At 64.8% G+C, this 19,035-nt stretch carries 15 protein-coding genes; 8 read left to right on the forward strand and 7 right to left on the reverse strand.

What is annotated here, in order from left to right; all coding sequences use genetic code 11:
• Positions 1-61: 61 nt before the first annotated feature.
• The gene (locus EPD66_RS06775) at positions 62-883 is read right to left on the reverse strand and encodes a trans-aconitate 2-methyltransferase (RefSeq protein ID WP_142847718.1); all 822 of its coding nucleotides are present in this window, start codon (positions 881-883) and stop codon (positions 62-64) included.
• A gap of 222 nt (positions 884-1,105) precedes the next feature.
• Here EPD66_RS06775 and EPD66_RS06780 point away from each other — a divergent pair, with 222 nt between their 5' ends.
• On the forward strand, positions 1,106-2,356 hold the full coding sequence (locus EPD66_RS06780; protein ID WP_142847719.1) for an MFS transporter: 1,251 nt from the start codon (positions 1,106-1,108) through the stop codon (positions 2,354-2,356).
• A gap of 42 nt (positions 2,357-2,398) precedes the next feature.
• Here EPD66_RS06780 and EPD66_RS06785 read toward each other — a convergent pair whose 3' ends face one another.
• Positions 2,399-3,502 carry an alkene reductase gene (locus EPD66_RS06785; protein ID WP_142847720.1) on the reverse strand — a complete coding sequence of 368 codons (1,104 nt, stop codon included), beginning with the start codon at positions 3,500-3,502 and terminating at the stop codon, positions 2,399-2,401.
• A 54-nt stretch (positions 3,503-3,556) separates the two neighbouring features.
• Entirely contained in the window at positions 3,557-4,213 is a 657-nt protein-coding gene (locus EPD66_RS06790) for a TetR family transcriptional regulator (RefSeq protein WP_142847721.1), read from the reverse strand.
• 351 nt (positions 4,214-4,564) lie between these two features.
• Between EPD66_RS06790 and EPD66_RS06795 the strand changes: the two genes are divergently transcribed.
• The 6 genes from EPD66_RS06795 (at position 4,565) to EPD66_RS06820 (ending at position 15,088) form a co-directional block, all read left to right on the forward strand.
• Positions 4,565-5,692, forward strand: a complete 1,128-nt coding sequence (locus EPD66_RS06795) for an efflux RND transporter periplasmic adaptor subunit (protein WP_142847722.1) — start codon at positions 4,565-4,567, stop codon at positions 5,690-5,692.
• Positions 5,692-8,841: an efflux RND transporter permease subunit gene (locus tag EPD66_RS06800; RefSeq protein WP_142847723.1), complete on the forward strand. Its 3,150-nt coding sequence runs from the start codon at positions 5,692-5,694 to the stop codon at positions 8,839-8,841. Before EPD66_RS06795 ends, EPD66_RS06800 begins: the two co-directional genes overlap by 1 nt.
• 148 nt (positions 8,842-8,989) lie before the next feature.
• Positions 8,990-11,494 carry a heavy metal translocating P-type ATPase gene (locus EPD66_RS06805; RefSeq protein ID WP_142847724.1) on the forward strand — a complete coding sequence of 835 codons (2,505 nt, stop codon included), beginning with the start codon at positions 8,990-8,992 and terminating at the stop codon, positions 11,492-11,494.
• Complete coding sequence (gene cueR / locus EPD66_RS06810; protein WP_142847725.1) at positions 11,491-11,919, forward strand: Cu(I)-responsive transcriptional regulator; 429 nt, start codon at positions 11,491-11,493, stop codon at positions 11,917-11,919. Before EPD66_RS06805 ends, cueR begins: the two co-directional genes overlap by 4 nt.
• 115 nt (positions 11,920-12,034) lie before the next feature.
• A complete protein-coding gene (locus EPD66_RS06815; RefSeq protein ID WP_142847726.1) occupies positions 12,035-13,534 on the forward strand; it encodes an acetyl-CoA hydrolase/transferase family protein in 1,500 nt (499 codons plus the stop codon).
• A gap of 171 nt (positions 13,535-13,705) precedes the next feature.
• The gene (locus tag EPD66_RS06820) at positions 13,706-15,088 is read left to right on the forward strand and encodes a cytochrome P450 (protein ID WP_142847727.1); all 1,383 of its coding nucleotides are present in this window, start codon (positions 13,706-13,708) and stop codon (positions 15,086-15,088) included.
• On the opposite strand, the gene EPD66_RS06825 is transcribed toward EPD66_RS06820, so the two are convergent.
• The 4 genes from EPD66_RS06825 to EPD66_RS06840 are packed head-to-tail and all read right to left on the reverse strand — an operon-like array spanning position 15,082 to position 17,948.
• Positions 15,082-15,816, reverse strand: a complete 735-nt coding sequence (locus EPD66_RS06825; RefSeq protein WP_142847728.1) for an amino acid ABC transporter ATP-binding protein — start codon at positions 15,814-15,816, stop codon at positions 15,082-15,084. The two genes, EPD66_RS06820 and EPD66_RS06825, sit on opposite strands and share 7 nt — an antisense overlap.
• Entirely contained in the window at positions 15,803-16,453 is a 651-nt protein-coding gene (locus tag EPD66_RS06830; RefSeq protein WP_142847729.1) for an amino acid ABC transporter permease, read from the reverse strand. The genes EPD66_RS06825 and EPD66_RS06830 overlap by 14 nt, the downstream gene beginning before the upstream one ends.
• On the reverse strand, positions 16,446-17,117 hold the full coding sequence (locus tag EPD66_RS06835; protein ID WP_142847730.1) for an amino acid ABC transporter permease: 672 nt from the start codon (positions 17,115-17,117) through the stop codon (positions 16,446-16,448). The genes EPD66_RS06830 and EPD66_RS06835 overlap by 8 nt, the downstream gene beginning before the upstream one ends.
• Before the next feature lie 36 nt (positions 17,118-17,153).
• Positions 17,154-17,948 (reverse strand): transporter substrate-binding domain-containing protein, encoded by a 795-nt coding sequence (locus tag EPD66_RS06840; RefSeq protein WP_142847731.1) that lies wholly within the window; start codon positions 17,946-17,948, stop codon positions 17,154-17,156.
• Between the two features lie 170 nt (positions 17,949-18,118).
• Here EPD66_RS06840 and EPD66_RS06845 point away from each other — a divergent pair, with 170 nt between their 5' ends.
• The gene (locus tag EPD66_RS06845; protein WP_142847732.1) at positions 18,119-18,982 is read left to right on the forward strand and encodes a MurR/RpiR family transcriptional regulator; all 864 of its coding nucleotides are present in this window, start codon (positions 18,119-18,121) and stop codon (positions 18,980-18,982) included.
• Positions 18,983-19,035: the final 53 nt, after the last annotated feature.

Here is a 19,035-nt window from a genome sequence, read left to right on the forward strand (position 1 = left end):
TCAGCCCTTGAAACAAACCAGGGAGGCCTTGGTTCCGCCGCGAATGGGATCAGATCGGAGTCTAGGGCTTCGCCACCAGATCCACGACCTCGACCACCTGCACGCAGATATAGGGATATTCGAACATCTCCAGCCCCATGCGCGCGGCGGAGGTCATGATATGGACCGGCACCATGGGCGCGCTCAGGATATTGGCCGCCCAGCCTTCCTCGATACAGAGGCGATAGGCGTCGGCGGGACCTTCCACATGCAAGGGGAAGCGCAGGGTCTGGCGATTGATGACATCCAGTCCGGCGGCCTCGAAATCGGGCAGCAGGTCCTCGAAGCTGTCCGGCACGTCGGATTTGGCGAAGCCGTTGTCGATGGCCTTGGCGATGAAGCGGCGCAGCGGATTGGGGCTGTGGCGGAACAGGCGGTCGAGCTGTTCATGCAGGCCGGCGGCGGAATGGTTGGTCGAGGTGACCAACGACATCACCCCACCCGGCGCCAGCAAGGCCCTCGCCTGTTTCAGAAGCTCCCGCCGCTTGACATAGGCCAGGATGAAATGGGCCAGCACCAGATCGAAGGAGCCATGCGGCAGGTGCGAGGCCGCCTCGGTGGCCGAAGCATGGACGGTGCGGAGATTCTTGACCCGTGTTCGCGCCACGCCGAGCATGGCGGGCGAAACATCGACCCCCGTCATCTCCAACGGCAGCGACAGGCCGTCTTCGAGCATTTTCAACAGCGCGCCGTCGCCGACCCCAAGATCGACGACACGCAGGGTCTCCGTCCGCCCTTCTATGCGTTGCTGCAGGGCTTCAAGGATGACCCGGTTCTTGTCGGCAATGATGCCGCTTGTGGAATTGTAGCCTTGAGCTACAAAATCGTGGACTCTTCGGCTCATTTCATCCCTTGTTCCTGGACCGCCACTTCAACAGGGCGTTACTGCCTGGATCTCTCTCCCGACAGGGCAAAGACCCTCGCACAAACCCGCTCTTGGCGCAATTAGGCTTGAATCACAAAGAGCAAGAAGGCATGTGCGGAAGCGCGACCCCCTACCAAGCCTGCCCCGGCACCCACCTCTCCCGCGTATACTCGCCTGTTAAGATCGGATTGCCGAGTTAAAATGAAACCACCTGTCCCAATTTCCTCGGCATCGTCTGCTGAGACCCGGCAAGATGAAGTCACGCCTCGCGGCGGACTGCCGGTGGTCCTGGGCGTCGTCACCGGGGTACAGGTTCTGGCCACGCTGATCGTGCTGGCCCTGGCCACGATCGCCCCTTACGTGGCCGCCAGCCTGGGGATCGGTGCCGAGACCGTGGGATACCAGGTCAGCCTGATCTATGGTGCCGCCGCCCTCGTCTCGGCTTTTGCCGGTACGGTCGTGCGCCGCTGGGGCGCCTGCGCCACCAGCCAGGCGGCGCTGCTTCTGGGAATGCTGGGCGGCCTTGGCGTCGCCTCGGGCAGTCTGGTCCTGACAGCGGTGGCGTCGGTGCTCATCGGAGCCGGCTACGGCCTGACCAATCCCGCCGCCTCGCATCTGCTGCACCGCATGACCCCGCCGAACCGGCGCAACCTGGTCTTCTCGCTGAAGCAGACCGGCGTGCCCATCGGCGGCATCCTGGCCGGGTTGCTGCTGCCGACGATGACCGAAATGCTGGGATGGCAGGGCGCGCTGCTGGCCCTGGCAGTGGTCTATGGCCTGATGGCCGTCTCTCTGCTTCCCCTGCGCCCGTCCTGGGACGACGACCGCCAGCCCGAGACGCCCCTGCGCGCCAATCTGCTGCAAGGCCCGCGCCTCGTCTGGCGCGAACCCGGGTTGCGGGCGCTGGCGGTCCTGGGCTTCTGCTTCTCTGCGGTGCAATTGTCGCTGGTGACCTTCACCGTCACCCTGCTGGTCAAGGATCTGGGCTGGTCGCTGGTGATGGCCGGCGGCGTCGCCGCCATCGTCCAGGCCTGCGGGGCCGGGGCGCGTATCTTCTGGGGCCTGCTGGCCGACCGCCTGGGCGAGGGATTGAAGGTGCTGGCCGGGATCGGCCTTTTGTCCGTCATCGCCTCGCTGGCGACGACGGCCATCGCCCCCTCCTGGCCGGCCATCGCCGTGATCGCCCTGCTGGCCGCCTTCGGGATGTCGTCCATCGGCTGGAACGGCGTCTTCATGGCCGAGGTCGCACGCATCAGCCCGCGCGGCGATATCGGCAACGCCACCGGCGGCGCGCTGGTCTTCACCTTCGCCGGAGTCGTCGTCGGTCCTTCCCTCTTCGCCCTGCTCTTCGGACTACTGGGCAGTTATTCCGCCACCTTCGGCGCCATCGCGGTCTTCCCCCTGCTGGGCACGGTCATGCTGATGCGGGCGATCCGCCTGAGCCGACGCTGAAAAAGAAAGGGCCGGAACATTGCTGTTCCGGCCCTCTTTTCCTTATTCCGCCACCTGGCGATCCAGGGTGGGATAGTCGATATATCCTTCCGCCCCGCCGCCATAGAAGGTCTTGGGATCGGGCTCGTTGAGGGGCGCCCCTGATTGCAGGCGCTCGACCAGATCGGGATTGGCGATGAAGGGACGGCCGAAGGCGATCAGATCGGCTTCGTTGGCGGCCCGTGCCTTCTCGGCCAGCGTCAGGTCGTAGCCGTTATTGGCCATATACGGGCCCTTGAAGATCTTGCGCAGTTTCTGCAGGTCGAAGCCGTTCTCGACCTCGCGCGGACCGCCGGTCGCGCCCTCGACCACATGCAGATAGGACAGGCCGAAGCGGTTCAGTTGCTCCACCGCATAGCTGAAGACGGCTTCGGGATTGCTGTCGGCGATGTCGTTGGCCGGGCTGATCGGCGAAAGGCGGATGCCGACGCGGTCGGCGCTCCAGGTGGCGATCACGGCTTCGGTGACTTCGAGCATCAGCCGGACGCGGTTCTCGATGGACCCGCCATAACGGTCGGTGCGCTTGTTGGTCTTGTCGCGCAGGAACTGATCCAGCAGATAGCCGTTGGCGGCGTGAATCTCGACGCCGTCGAACCCGGCGCGCTTGGCGCATTCGGTGGCGTGGCGGTAATCCTGGATCAGGCCGGGAATTTCATCCAGTTCCAGCGCGCGCGGCGTCACATGGGGCTGGAAGCCCTGCTCGGTGAAGGCCTGGCCCTCGGGCTTGATGGCGGAGGGCGCCACCGGCAGCGCGCCATCGGGCTGAAGCGACGGATGGGAGATGCGCCCGACATGCCAAAGCTGGCAGAAGATCAGGCCGCCCTTGGCATGGACCGCATCGGTCACCTGCCGCCATGCCGCCACCTGCTCCTCGCTGTAGATACCCGGCGTGTAGGCATAGCCGCGGCCTTGCTGGGTAATATTGGTGGCTTCACTGATGATCAGCCCCGCCGAGGCGCGCTGGGCGTAATATTCGGCCGTCATCGCGGTGACCACGCCATCGCTCCCGGCACGGCTGCGCGTCAGCGGAGCCATGGCAATGCGGTTGCGCAAGGTGAAGGGGCCCAGTTTCACCGGGTCGAACAGGTCAGTCTTCTTCTCGGCCATGATAACTCCTTCGACTGGCACACGATCTGTCGCCGTGCCTTGAAGGGTGACGATTTAATCCCGGACGGGACTTTGTGAAGAGTCTCCAGCCTCGGGAGCCCTGCGAAAAGAGCGGAACAGATCTGCAAGGCAGGCACGCCCCGTCTGGACGATCTCGAAATTCATCCCATAGCGCAGCCAGTCCGAGAACAGGCCGGACATGAAGGACACAAATACCCGGCTGGCCGTTTCGGGCGTCCAGGCCGGGCTCAACATTCCCTGCTCCTGGGCCAGATGGAAGGCCTGCTTCACGTCGGTCAGCAGCTCTTCGTCCACATCGCGCTGACGCTCCAAGGCATAAAGCATCTCTCCGACATATTCGCAGCGGCAGGTCAGGATCGTGTAGATGCGCTGGCGCTGCTCGTCCTTGCTCAGCAAGTCCAGGCAGGAATAGACCGTCTCTTCCATCAATTGCAGAGGATCGGGATGACGGTCGGCGATGGCGCGTTGGAACATTTCCTCCTGCGGCAGCCGGACCCGCTCATGCAATTCCTGGAACAGTTCCAGCTTGTTGCTGAAATGCCAATAGATCGCACCGCGCGTCACCCCGGCTTCCTTGGCGATCTGTTCCAGGGTGGTGCGCATCACGCCATTCTCGAAGAAAATACGTTCTGCGGCCTCCAGAATCCTTTCCCGCGTTTCCGCAGCTTCCGCCTTGGTCTTACGTCCCATTCCCCTCAGCCTTGCATACTGACATTCATGCATGTATGTATGCGGCATTGCGACAAAAAGCAAAAGCTGTTGCTGCCCTCTCTCTTTTTGCTCCGGACAGCCCAGAATGATGATCCCTCCTTCGTTCCTTGAATTCCCTAACCTTCCACGAAGACGGCATGGCGCGCCTTCCCTGACGAAGCGCGGCCAGGAACGGCAAGACGGACCGGATCAGCCAGGCCAATTCCAGGCATATCACTGACGGTGCCTCCCCCAGGGATAGCAGCGAAAAAACTGACTGTTTCTCTTGCCTTCAAGTCCAAGTTGAGAAAGAACACTTGCGGGCTACAGCCATAGGATAGGCGAAGAACGATGAGAACCTCCATCACCGGATACCGCGCCGCCGCAGGGGCATTGGTCATGACGATCCTCCTCGCCGGATGCGGCGATGATGGCGGCGGCAATGCCCAAGCCCCGATGGGCGGCGGCCCCCGTGCCATGCCCGTCACCGTCACCACCGTCCAGGCCGAAGAGGTCCTGGTGCGCAACAATTACGCCGGACGCGCCCATGGCGCCCGCGCCGTGGAAGTGCGCGCGCGAGTCGGCGGCATCCTGGACGAACGCCTCTACACGGAAGGCCAGGTCGTCGAGCAAGGCACCCCCCTCTTCCGCATCGACCGCGAACCCTTCGAAGTCGCCCTCAACCGGGCCGAAGCCGAGCGGGCGCGCGCGCAGGCCGAGCTCGAGCAGGCACGGCGGGAATGGAACCGCGTCTCGGAATTGTACGAACGCAACACCACCAGCGCCCGTGAACTCGACCGCGCCCGTTCCGCCGTCGAACTGGCCGAAGCCGCCATCAGACTGGCCGATGCCGGTGTCGCCCAGGCCCGCCTCGATCTCGGCTATACCCAGGTCGAAGCGCCCCTGTCCGGCGTGACCGGCCTGGAAGCCACGCCCGAAGGCAGCCTGGTCGAGCCGGGCAGCCTGCTGACCATCATCACCCAGCTTGATCCGATCCATGTGCGCTTCGCCCTGCCCCCGGCCCTTTCTTCCCGGAGCCAGGATAGCGAGCCCATGGCCGCGACCCTGATCCTGCCCGACGGCAATCCGCACGCCCATCCCGGCCAGGTGGACTTCACCAACCGCACCGTCGATCCGACCACCGGCACCATCCAGGCCCGCGCGGTCTTCCCCAATCCCGAACATGCGGTGATGCCGGGCCAGTTCGTGCGCATCCAGCTCGAAACCCAGCGGATTCCCGAAGCCTTCCTGATCGATCCCTCCGCCGTGATCGAAGGGCCGACCGGTCCCGCCGTCTTCGTCATCGGCGAAGGGGATGTCGCCCAGGCCCGTCCCGTCACACTGGGCCCCATCGTCGAGGGCCGGCAGGTCATCCTGGAAGGATTGCAGAATGGTGACCGGCTGGTGATCAACGGGCAGGTCGCCCTGCAGGACGGCGCACCGGTCGCCATCACCGAGACCCAAGGCGGAGCAGGCTGATGGGACGGTTCTTCATCGACCGGCCGATCTTCGCGTCGGTCATTTCCATCATCATCGTCATCGCCGGTCTGGCCACGCTACGGGTCCTGCCCGTCGAGCAATATCCCGACGTGGTGCCGCCGCAGATCGTCGTCACCGCCCAGTTCCCCGGCGCCAGCGCCCAGGTACTGGCGAATTCCGTGGCCGCGCCGCTGGAACAGGAGATCAACGGCGTCGACAACATGATCTATATGGAATCCAGCAGCACCGATGCCGGAAACCTGCAGATCACCGTGTCCTTCGAGATCGGCACTGACCCGGACCAGGCGGCGATCAACGTCAACAACCGCGTCCAGCGCGCCCTGCCCCGCCTGCCGCAACAGGTGCGCGACCAGGGCGTCAGCGTCGAGGCCCGCTCCACCAACATCCTGATGGTGCCGGTCCTGACCTCGCCCACCGGCCAGTATGACACGCTGTTCCTCAGCAACTACGCCCTGCTGAACGTTCTGGACGAGTTGGTGCGCCTGCCGGGCGTCGGCGACGCCTCGCTGTTCGGTGCGCAGGATTATTCCATGCGCATCTGGATGCGGCCCGACATGCTGGCCCAGTACGACCTGACGCCGGCCGATATCGCCGCCGCGATCCGTGAGCAAAATGCCCAGTTCGCCGCCGGTGCCATCGGCGCCGAACCGGCCCAGGAAACCCAGGCCTTCACCTTCTCGGTCTCCACCGAAGGCCAGCTGAGCACGCCCGAGCAATTCGAGAACATCATCCTGCGTGCGGGTCCGGAAGGGAATGTGCTGCGGCTGGGCGACGTCGCCCGCGCCGAGCTGGGGGCCCTGAGCTATGCCTTCTCGGCCACCTATAACGGCGAAGCGGCGGTGCCGATGGGCGTCTACCTCCAGCCCGGCGCCAATGCGCTGGACACCGCCCGTGCGGTGCGCGAGGTGCTGGAGGAACTGGCCCAGCGCTTCCCGCCCGGCATCGAATACGCCATTCCCTACGACACCACCGAATTCATCGACATCTCGATCCGCGAGGTGGTCATCACCCTGCTGATCGCCGTGGCCCTGGTGGTGCTCGTCACCTTCATGTTCCTGCAGCATTTGCGGGCGACGCTGATCCCCGTGGCGGCGATTCCGGTGTCGCTGATCGGCACCTTCGCCGGGATGCAATTGCTGGGCTTCTCGGTGAACCTGCTGACCCTGTTCGGCCTGGTCCTGGCCATCGGCATCGTGGTCGACAACGCCATCATCGTGATGGAGAACGTCGAACGCCTGATGCACGAGGAAGGAATGAAGGCCCGCGAGGGGGCCATCGTCACCATGCAGCAGGTTTCGGGCGCCGTCGTCGCCTCGACCCTGGTCCTGGTGGCGGTGTTCGCCCCGGTGGCCTTCCTGGGAGGGCTGAGCGGCGAACTCTACCGCCAGTTCGCGGTGACCATCGCCGTCTCGGTCACCATTTCAGGCGTGGTGGCGCTGACCTTGACGCCAGCCCTCTGCGCCATGCTGCTGGACAAGGAGACGAAGGAGCCCTCGGCCCCCTTCCGCCTGTTCAACCGCGGCTTCGATGCCGTAACCTCCGTCTTCTCCAAGACTGTCGACCTGCTGCTGCGCCATAGCGTGATCGGCGTGCTGCTGTTCGGCGTCGTCATTGGCGGCGTACTGTTCCTGCTCGACCGTTTGCCCTCGGGCCTGGTTCCGCAGGAAGACCAGGGCGTGGCGCTGGTCGCCATGCAATTGCCGCCGGCTTCCTCCCTCAGCCGTTCGGAAGCGGTGCGCGACGCCCTGGCCGAACAGCTCGTCGCGATGGACGAGATCCAGGACTTCACCGCCTTCGCCGGCTTCGACATCCTGACCTCGTCGCTGCGCACCAATGCCGGTGTCGGCTTCGCCAACCTGACCGATTGGAGCGATCGCCGCGCCGCCGAACAGGCCGCCAACGCCATCGCCATGCAGATCATGGGCGTGGGGGCCGGCATACAGGAAGCCAATGTCTTCGCCTTCGTTCCGCCGCCGATCATGGGCCTGTCCCTGACCGGGGGCGTGGAAGGCTATCTGCAGATCCGCGGCGACGTCACCGAACAGGAGATCAACGCCATCGCCCAGCGCGTGGTGGCCGCCGCCAATGCCCGTCCGGAACTGGTCAATGCCCAGGCAACTCTGGACACCTCCATTCCCCGCTTCCAGGCCACGGTCGACCGCGAACAGGCCAAGGCCATGGGCGTGCCGATCGACCAGATCTATCAGGCGATGCAGAGCACCTTCGGCTCGCTCTATGTCAACGACTTCACCTTCCAGGGCCGCCTGTGGCAGGTGAACCTGCAATCCGAAGCCGATTTCCGCAGCAATCCGGAAGACCTGCGGCGGGTCTATGTGCGTGCCGCCGACGGCGCCCTGGTACCGCTCGACACCCTTGTCACGCTCGAACGCACCGCCGGGGCCGACATCTTCAACCGCTACAATCTGTTCTCGGCGGCCAAGGTCATGGCCGATCCGGCCCCCGGCTACACCTCCGGCCAGGCCAAGGCGGCCCTGGAACAGGTGGTGGCGGAACTGAGTACGGAACAGGAGACGGTGCTCGGCTGGATCGGCGAAGCCTTCCAGCTGGACGCCGCCGCCGGTGCCGGCACGACCGCCTTCGGCCTGGGCCTGCTGATGGTCTTCCTGATCCTGGCGGCACAGTACGAACGCTGGACCCTGCCGCTGGCGGTGGCGAGCGCGGTTCCCTTCGCCATCCTGGGGGCGGCCCTGGCGACCTGGCTCAGCGGCTTCCCCAACGACGTCTACTTCCAGGTGGGGCTGCTGGTGCTGATCGGCCTGGCCGCCAAGAACGCGATCCTGATCGTCGAGTTCGCCGCCCAGAACAAGCGCACCGGCATGACCGCGACGCAAGCCGCCAGCGCGGCCGCCCGCCAGCGCTTCCGCGCGATCATGATGACCGCCCTGACCTTCATCATCGGCTCCCTGCCGCTGGTCTTCGCCACCGGCGCCGGGGCGGTCAGCCGCCAGGAAATCGGCACGGTGGTGGTCGGCGGCATGATCGCCGCCAGCTCGCTGGCCCTGCTCTTCGTGCCGCTCTTCTACCGCCTGATCGAGGACGGGGCGGCGCGGCTGCGCAAGCGCACGGACGACGACAAGGAGGACGGCACCGAACCGGCAGCGCCGTAATCTCCTGTCGCATTCTCCTTCCGACGGACGCCTGCTTGGGGAAACCCAAGCAGGCGTTTTCGTATCCGGGGCCTCGAAAATATTCGTTGACCTTCCCATGGTTGGAAGGCGCATAGCTTGGGACAGTTGTTCTGGTGGGAGTATCCCCATGACCAAGGTTGTCCAGTCCCGGCCCAAACCCATCCTCAGCATCGGCATCGGCGGCATGTCCTGTGCCTCCTGCGTCGGGCGGGTGGAGCGTGCCTTGCGCAAAGTGCCGGGGGTCGCCGAGGTCGCGGTCAATCTCGCCAGCGAAAAGGCCCTGGTGACCTTCGAGCCGGGACGGGCCGATCCCGCGGCGGTCTCGGAGGCCGTCCGCCGGGCGGGTTTCGATCCGGTGGAGGAAAACGTCGATCTCGGCATCGACGGCATGACTTGCGCCTCCTGCGTATCGCGTATCGAGAAGCTGCTGACCCGCCAGCCCGGCATCCTGTCGGCCAGCGTCAACCTTGCCACCGAGAAGGCCAGCCTGCGCTTCCTGCCGTCTATGATCAGCCTCGGCGAGATCAAGGCGGTCATCCGCCGCGCCGGCTATGACGTGCGCGAACCCGCCGCCGGACCGGAAGCCGCCGCCGGGTCAGACCATGAGCGCGCGGCGCGCGAGAAAGAGATGACGGGCCTGCGCCGCAGCCTGATCCTGGCCTCGGTCCTGACCCTGCCCATCTTCCTGGTCGAGATGGCCGGGCATTTCATTCCCGGCGTGCATCACTGGCTGGAAACGACCATCGGCAGCCAGACGCTGTTCATCGTCTTCTTCATCCTGGCGAGCCTGGTGCAGTTCGGTCCCGGGCGGCGTTTCTATGCCAAGGGCTGGCCCGCCCTGCTGCGCCTGTCGCCGGATATGAACTCCCTGGTGATGATCGGCACCACGGCGGCCTACGGTTATTCGGTCGTCGCCACCTTCTTGCCCTTCCTGCTGCCCGCAGGCTCGGTCCATGTCTATTACGAGGCTTCGGCGGTCATCGTCACGCTGATCCTGCTGGGGCGCTATCTCGAGGCCCGGGCCAAGGGCCGCACCTCGGAGGCCATCAAGCGCCTGATGGGCCTTCAGGCCAAGACTGCCCGTATCCTGCGCGACGGCATCGAGCGTGAAGTGCCGGTGGATGCGGTCCTGCCGGGCGACGAGGTTCTGGTGCGCCCGGGCGAGAAGATCCCAGTGGACGGCATGGTCGAGGACGGGGCTTCCTTCGTCGACGAATCCATGATCACCGGCGAACCCATCCCCGTGCGCAAGGAACCGGGCACTGAGGTCGTCGGCGGCACCCTCAACAAGGCGGGCAGCTTGCGCGTCCGCGCCACCAAGGTCGGCAGCGAGACGATGCTGGCCCAGATCATCCGCATGGTCGAGGCGGCCCAGGGCTCGAAACTGCCGATCCAGGCCCTGGTGGACAAGGTCACCGCCTGGTTCGTTCCCGCCGTGATGGCGGTGGCCGCCCTGACCTTCCTGATCTGGCTGATCTTCGGTCCGGAACCGGCGCTGACCTTCGCCCTGGTCAAGGCCGTGGCCGTGCTGATCATCGCCTGTCCTTGCGCCATGGGGCTCGCCACCCCCACCTCGATCATGGTGGGGACCGGCAAGGCGGCCGAGATGGGCGTGCTGTTCCGCAAGGGCGAGGCCCTGCAAAGCCTGCGCGATGCCCGGGTGATCGCGCTGGACAAGACCGGCACCCTGACCAAGGGGCGCCCCGAACTGACCGACCTGGAGGTGACGGAAGGCTTCACGCGCCAGGAGGTGCTGGCCCTGGTGGCGGCGGTGGAAGATCGTTCGGAACATCCCATCGCCGAGGCCATCGTCGAGGCGGCCCGCAAGCAGGGCCTGTCCCTGCCCCGGGCGGAAGGCTTCGAGGCTGTTCCCGGCTTCGGCGCCCGCGCCCAGGCTGACGGCAAGACGATCCAGGTGGGCGCCGACCGCTACATGGCTTCGCTGGGGCTGGACGTGACATCCTTCGCCGAAAAGGCCGGGCATTTGGCCGATGAGGGCAAGAGTCCGCTTTATGCCGCCATCGACGGCAGGCTGGCCGCCATCATCGCCGTGGCCGATCCCATCAAGCCCTCGACGCCTGCGGCCATCGCCGCGCTGCATGAACAGGGCTTTCGCGTCGCCATGATCACCGGCGACAACCGCCGCACCGCCGAGGCCATCGCCCGGACTCTGGGCATCGACGAGGTGCGCGCGGAGGTCCTGCCCGAAGGCAAGGCCGAGGCCGTGCTTTCGCTGCAAGACGGCGGCCAGGGTGTGGCCTTCGTGGGCGACGGCATCAACGACGCCCCGGCCCTTGCCCAGGCCGATGTCGGCATCGCTATCGGCACCGGCACGGATGTCGCCATCGAAAGCGCGGATGTGGTGCTGATGTCGGGCGACCTGCGCGGCGTGCCCGATGCGGTGGCGCTGTCACGGGCGACCATGGCCAATATCCGCCAGAACCTGTTCTGGGCCTTCGTCTACAATGCCAGCCTGATCCCGGTGGCTGCGGGGCTGCTCTATCCCGTGCTGGGCCTGGCCCTGTCGCCCATGCTGGCCGCCGCCGCCATGGCCGCTTCCAGCGTCTTCGTGCTGGGCAACGCCCTGCGGCTGCGCCGCTTCCAGCCCCCCATGCAAGGAGCCGAGGCATGAATATCGGTCAAGCCGCCCGCGCCACCGGCATCTCGGCCAAGATGATCCGCTATTACGAGAGCATCGGCCTGATCCCCGCCGCCGTGAGGACGGAAGCGGGCTATCGGGTCTATGGCCCGACCGAGATCCACATGCTGCGCTTCATCAAGCGGGCCCGCTCGCTGGGTTTCTCGGTCGAGCAGATGCAGCATCTGCTGGCCCTGTGGCGCGACCGGGATCGCGCGAGCGCCGAGGTCAAGGCGGTAGCATTGGAGCATATCGCTGAATTGCGCGCCAAGATCGCCGAACTGGAAGGCATGGTGCAGACCTTGCAGCAGCTTGCCGATTGCTGCCATGGCGACGACCGGCCCGATTGTCCGATCCTGGAAGACCTGGCGGCGTCGGACGAGGAACTGTCGCGCCCAGAGATCAAGGATCCTATATAATAGCAGCCAAGAGTCCTTATGCAATCAGCTAATAAGCGGCATGACGAAAGGTAAGGACTCCCTCTCCCCTGCAAAGGATAACATCCGGAAAAATACAGGAGCCGGAGGATTCGTAATGTATCGTGACCGCATCAGATTGGCCTCGCTATGGGGGAAGGTCATGCCCCCCGAGGAAGCGGCACTTCTGATCAAGGACGGAATGACCATCGGCATGAGCGGTTTTACCCGTGCCGGCGATGCCAAGGCCGTCCCCCTTGCCCTGGCCGAACGGGCGCGCTCGGAACATCTGAAGATCACCCTGATGACCGGTGCGTCGCTCGGCAATGACGTCGACCGTACCTTGACCGAAGCGGGCGTGCTGGCGCGCCGCCTGCCCTTCCAGGCCGATCCGGTGCTGCGTAAGGCCATCAATGCGGGCGAGGTCGCCTTCGTCGACCAGCATCTTTCCGAAACGGTGGAATTGCTGCGTTCCCGCCAGATGGGACCGGTCGATCTGGCGGTGATCGAGGCGACCGCGATCACCGAAGACGGCGGCCTGATTCCCACCACCTCGGTCGGCAATTCGGCGACCTTCGCCATCCTGGCGGAAAAGGTCATCGTCGAGCTGAACATCAGCCAGGCCCCCGAGCTGGAAGGGCTGCACGACATCTATATCCCGACCCGCCGCCCCTATCGCGAGCCGATCCCGGTGGTGACCCCGGAGAGCCGGGCGGGCATTCCCTACATCCCCATCGATCCCCAGAAGATCGCCGCCATCGTCGTCACCAAGAAACAGGACAGCGCCGCCAACATCCTGCCGCCGGACGACGACACCCGCGCCATTGCCGGCCACCTGATCGAATTCCTCGGACACGAAGTGCAGAAGGGGCGACTGGGATATTCGCTCAATCCCTTGCAGGCGGGCATCGGCACCATCGCCAATGCGGTGCTGCACGGCCTGATCGACAGCCCCTTCCACGACCTGACCATGTATAGCGAAGTGCTGCAGGACAGCACCTTCGACCTGATGGATGCGGGAAAGCTGGCCTTCGCCTCGGGCTCCTCCATCACCCTGTCGGCGCAGAAGGCGGCGGAGGTGCTGCCTCATATCAGCCGCTATAAAAGCCGCCTGATCCTGCGCCCGCAGGAAATCAGCAACCACCCCGAGGTGATCCGCCGCCTGGGCGTCATCGGCATCAATACCGCGCTGGAAGCCGACATCTACGGCAATGTCAATTCCACCCATGTCAACGGCACCCACATGATGAACGGCATCGGCGGCTCGGGCGATTTCGCCCGCAACAGCCACTTGGCCGTCTTCGTCACCAAGTCGGTGGCCAAGGATGGGAAAATCTCCAGCATCGTCCCCATGGTGACCCATGTGGACCATAACGAGCATGACGTGGACGTGCTCGTGACCGAGACCGGTCTTGCCGATCTGCGCGGCCTCGCCCCCCGGGAACGGGCGCAGACGATCATCCGCAACTGCGTCCATCCCACCTATCGGGACATGGCCCAGGACTACTACCGCGCCGCCTTGCAGCGTGGCGGCCAGACCCCTCATCTTCTGGAGGAAGCCTTCTCCTGGCATCTGCGCTGCCAGAAGACGGGCAGCATGTTGCCAGCGGGGAAATAATCGAAGGCAGGCAGGGAGTCCGCTCCCTGCCGCCGCCCTCTCGCCGGACTGCCCTCTTGGCAGGAGGAGCAGCAGCAACCGGCACGGGAAATACCACCTCTCCTTCCAGCGGAAACACAGAACGCTCTCTCGCCCGGCCTGTTAACGACTGAGAACAGTTGGAGACAGGGAATGGCTGACGAGACTGCCGGAACCATGGAAACGCTGCCCAAGGCCAGCGCCTGGGACACCCTTGCGGCCCTCGCCGAGATCTTCGTTCCGACGCTTTCCAAGGGCGTCATCATCCGCCGCCCGAAGGTGACGAAGCTTGCCGAACGCATGGACCTGAACCGCCGGGCGGTCCGACGGATGCAGAAGCTGCGCGCCAAATACGGCGAAGGGCCGCTGCTGATGAGCCTGGCCGGGCGCACCCATGCCCTGATCCTTTCGCCCGAACATGTACATCGGGTGCTGGAAGAAACACCCGAACCCTTTTCCCCGGCCAGTTCCGAGAAACGCGCGGCGCTGGCGCATCTGGAACCCAAGGCCTCGCTCATTTCCGAAGGGCCGAAGCGGACCGAGCGGAAGAACTTCAACGAGGAGGTGCTGGAGGCCCGGAAGGATGTCCACCCCCTTGCCGACCATTTCGCCACCGTGGTCGAGCAGGAGATGACCGTCCTGCTGGAGGCCGCGCGCGACCAGGGGGAACTGACCTGGGACCTGTTCGCCCAGGCCTGGTACGCCATGGTCCGCCGGGTGGTGCTGGGGGACAGCGCGCGGGACGATCACGACCTGACCGACATGCTGGCCAAGCTGCGCGGGGCGGCCAACTGGGCCTTCATGCATCCCGGGCATGACAAGGTGCTCGACAGCTTCCACCAGCGCGTGGACGAGTATCTTGAACGGGCGGAGCCGGGGACGCTGGCCGCCGTCATCGCCAGGACGCCCAAGACCGCCGATACCGCGCCCTCGCATCAGATCGCGCATTGGATGTTCGCCTTCGATCCGGGCGGCATGGCGACGATCCGGGCCCTGGCGCTGATCGTCACCCATCCCGAACAAGGCGAACGCGCCTATGGCGAAATCGCCGAATTGTGGTCGCAGGGCAAGAAGAACCTGCCCTTCCTGCGCGCCTGCATCCTCGAATCCTTGCGGCTGTGGTCCACCACGCCGGTGGTGCTGCGCGAAAGCCGCCAGGACACCCTTTGGCCGATGGGAAAGATGGAGAAGGACACGAGCATCGTGATCTTCGCTCCCTTCTTTCACCGCGACGACCAGAACCTTGCCTATGCCGACCGCTTCTACCCGGATCTGTGGCTGCAGGGGCAACGGGAAGGCGGCTGGCCGCTGATTCCCTTCAGCGGCGGATCGGGCATCTGCCCGGCCCGCAATCTGGTGCCCATGCTGGGCAGCATGGTCCTCGCCACCCTGCTTCAGGGCCGCCGCTTCGCACTGAAGGACCCCGCGAAGCTCGACCCCGCGCAGCCCATCCCCGGCTCGCTGGACAATTATACCCTGCGCTTCCTGGTGCAGGAGGGCGGCCAGGCGCGGGAGCGGGACCTGCCCTCTCAGTGAAAGGCCACACTGCCGACGAATTGCGACAATTCCGCCGTCGCGGGGGCCGCGAACAATTGTTCCGGCTCCCCCTGTTCGCGGATCTTGCCGCCATGCATGAAGACCAGATTGTCGCAGACATCGCGGGCGAAGCGCATCTCGTGGGTCACCAGGATCAGGGTCATGCCCTCTTCTGCCAGCTTGCGCACCACGTTCAGCACTTCATTGACCAGTTCGGGGTCGAGCGCCGAGGTGATCTCGTCGCAGAGCAGCACCCGGGGCTGCATGGCCAGGGCGCGGGCGATGGCGACGCGCTGCTGCTGGCCGCCGGAAAGCTGGTCGGGATAGGATTTCTCCTTGTCGGCCAGCCCCACCTTCGCCAGGCAGGCCGCAGCGACCTCGCGGGCCTCGGCCTTGTTCTGCTTCTTCACCACCACCGGGGCCAGCATCACGTTCTCAATGGCCGAGAGATGCGGGAACAGATTGAACTGCTGGAAGACCATGCCGACCTTCATGCGCAATGCGCGCAGATTGGTATGGCCGGGGCGCAGCATCTCGCCATCCACTTCCAGCGCCCCGCCATTGATCTCTTCCAGGCCGTTGATGGTGCGCAGCAGGGTGCTCTTGCCCGAGCCGCTGCGCCCGATCAGCGCCACGACCTGCCCCTCGTTCACCGTCAGGTCGATGCCTTTCAGGACCTCATTGCTGCCGTAGCTTTTGCGGATTCCCTGAAGCTTAACGAGCGACATGCAGCCTCCTTTCCAACCGCTTCGCATAGAACGACAGCGGGAAGCACAAGACGAAATAGATGAGCGCGACCAGACCGTAGACGAGGAAAGGCTGGAAGGTCGCATTGGTGATCATGGTGCCGGCCCGGGTCACCTCGACGAAGCCGATGATCGAGGTCAGCGCCGTGCCCTTGATCACCTGGACCGAAAAGCCGACGGTCGGCGGGATCGAGATGCGCAGCGCCTGGGGCAGGACCACATGGCGCATCTGCTCGAAATAGGTCATCCCCAGGCTTTCCGAGGCCTCCCACTGCCCACGCGGCACCGCCTCGACGCAGCCGCGCCAGATTTCCGCCAGGAAGGCACTGGTGAACAGGGTCAGCGCCAGAACCGCCGCCAGCCAGGCCGTCACCTCGATGCCCACCAACGGCAAACCGAAGAAGATCAGGAAAAGCTGCATCAGCAGCGGCGTGCCCTGGAAGGCCTCGATGTAATAGCCTGACAGCTTGCGCAGCACGGCCGAGCGGGACACGCGCGCCAGCAGGACCAGGAGGCCGACCACGCCGCCGCAGACGAAGGCGATCAGCGAGAGCAGGACCGTCCAGCGGGCCGCCAGCAGCAGGTTGGACAGGATGTCCCAGAAGGTGAAGCTAAGCATGGCTGCGCCTCTTGAACATGTGATTGCCGACCATCTTCAGCACGAAGCGCAGGGCGATCGCCAAGGCGAGGTAAAGGATGGTGGTCACGAAATAGGACTCGAAGGCGCGGAAATTCCGCGACTGGATGAAATTGGCCGCATAGGTCAATTCCTCCGCCGCGATCTGCGAACAGACCGCCGATCCCAGCATGACGATGACGATCTGGCTCGACAGGGCCGGCCAGATGCGCTGCATCGCCGGGCTGATGATGATGTGGCGGAAGACCTGCACCCGGTTCATGCCCAGGCTTAAACCCGCCTCGATCTGCCCCTTGGGCGTGGCCTCGATCCCGGCGCGGATGATCTCGGTCGAGTAGGCGCCGAGATTGATCACCATCGCCAGGCTGGCCGCCTCCCATGCCGAAAGACGGAAGCCCAGCGCCGGAAGGCCGAAGAAGATGAAGAAAAGCTGCACCAGGAAGGGCGTGTTGCGGATCAGCTCCACATAGGCGGAAACGATCACCCGTAGGATCCGACTTCTCGACGTCATCACCGCCGCGCCGACAATCCCCAGGCCAACGCCGAAGACCGTGCCGACCGCCGTCAGCTGCACGGTCATCAGGATGCCTTGCAGAAGGACGTCGCTGTAATCGAAAACCGCCGAGAAGTCGAAACTATAGGCCATGGATTCCTACCGCCCTGATTTCAGTGAAGATGCCGTTTACAGGTCCGCGGGCAGACCGGATTGCAGCCACTTCTGGGCGATCTGTTCCAGACTGCCGTCACTCTTGGCCTTGGCCAGGATCTCGTTCACCTTCTCGCGCAGGGCGGTTTCGTTCTTGTTCAAGCCGACATAGCAGGGCGAGTTCTTGATCAGGAACTTGACCTCGGGCTTGCGTGGCGGATTGCGCTCGAGGATGCTGGCGGCGACCACGTTACCGGTGGCGATCAGTTCCACCTGACCGGACAGGAAGGCGGAGATGGTGCCGTTATTGTCCTCGTAACGCTGCACGGTGACATTGGCCGGGATGATCTTGCTCAGCTCGATATCCTCGACCGAACCGCGCGTCACCCCGACGACCTTGCCGCTCAGATCCTCGGCCTTGGCGACCTGCACGTCCTGCGGGCCGAAGACGCCGTTGAAGAAGGGCGCATAGGCGTCGGTGAAGTCGATCACCTTCTCGCGCTCCTCGTTCTTGCCCATGCTGGAAATGACCAGGTCGACGCGGTTGGTGGTCAGATAGGGAATGCGGTTGGTGCTGGTCACCGGCACCAGTTCCAGCTTCACGCCCATTTCGGTGGCGATCAGCTGCGCGGTGTCGATGTCATAGCCCACCGGCTTCATATCGGGCCCGACCGAGCCGAAGGGCGGGAAATCCTGCGGCACGGCCACGCGCAGGACACCCGATTGCTGAATACGCTCCAAAGCACCGCCTTGCTGGGCCTGGGCCGTCGTGGCGGTGACACCGAGGGCAGCAACCATGCCGAGAGCGGCAAAAACCTTACGCATCTTCATCTCGCCTGACTCCAGAAAACTTGATCCGCCCTTCCCTCTTCAAGTGGCGTGCCAATTGCGAGGAAGCGGCGGCGGACGGTGCCGTTACAAGCGTTTCAGCCGTCCCGGAAGACCGTTACCGGCGTTTCCTTCTGCTTTGAATGCACACCATTTGGTCAGGACGGTGAAAAATGAGCAAAATCACGCCAGATGGGCAGGAAAGCCTGACCGCGAGGCTGCGGATGCGCTATGCGGAGCTCAGCCGCGCCGAACGCCGCCTGGCCGATGCCATTCTCGATTGCCCGGGCGAGGTCGCCAGTTACAGCGCCACCGAACTGGCGGGCATCGCGCAAGTCAGCAAGACCACGGTGTCGCGCCTCGTGCGCAGGCTGGGCTTTCTCAATTATGAACAGGCACGGCTGGCCAGCCGCGAGGCCACCGCCTCGGGCTCGCCGCTCTATCTGCTGCGCAAGAAGGTCGGCGAGGACATCCCGCTTGCCGCCACCGCCCATTGGCAGCGCTGCATCGACAATCTGGAAGGCACCTCGCGGCTGCTGGACCAGACGGTCCTGACCGAGGCGATCGAAGCCCTGGCGAAGGCCCGGCGCATCTGGCTGGTGGGCATGCGCAACAATTACTACCTTGCCGCCTATGCCCGCTGGCAGTTCATCCAGATGCGCCCCGCCGTCCATCTTCTGCTGGCAGGGGCCGGAGAGACCCTGGCGGAAACCCTGTCGGAGCTGGACAAAGGCGACCTGCTGGTGGTGATGGGAATCCGCCGCCGCCCCGCCCTGGTCCAGCGGGTCCTGCGCCACGCGCAGGAAAGGGACATTCCCCTGCTCTATATCGGCGACGCCCATACCTCGCTGAATGCGAAGGCGCCGGTCCTGTCGCTGCTCTGCGAGACGCACAGCCTGACCGCACTCGACAACCACGTCGCCGCCTTCGGCATCATCCATCTGTTGGCCGCCGGGCTGATGGACAGGCTGGGCCCCGCCGCCAGGGAAAGAATCCGGGGCATCGAGGAATGGCACGAGGATTTGGGCGAGATGTAGCCTGCGCCGGTCGCAGGAAGGCGAAAGGCGATCCTTAAAGGCGCGAGTTGCCG

It is taken from the genome of Telmatospirillum sp. J64-1 (assembly GCF_006980715.1).
Classification (GTDB): Bacteria; Pseudomonadota; Alphaproteobacteria; order Rhodospirillales; family Magnetospirillaceae; genus Oleiliquidispirillum; species Oleiliquidispirillum nitrogeniifigens.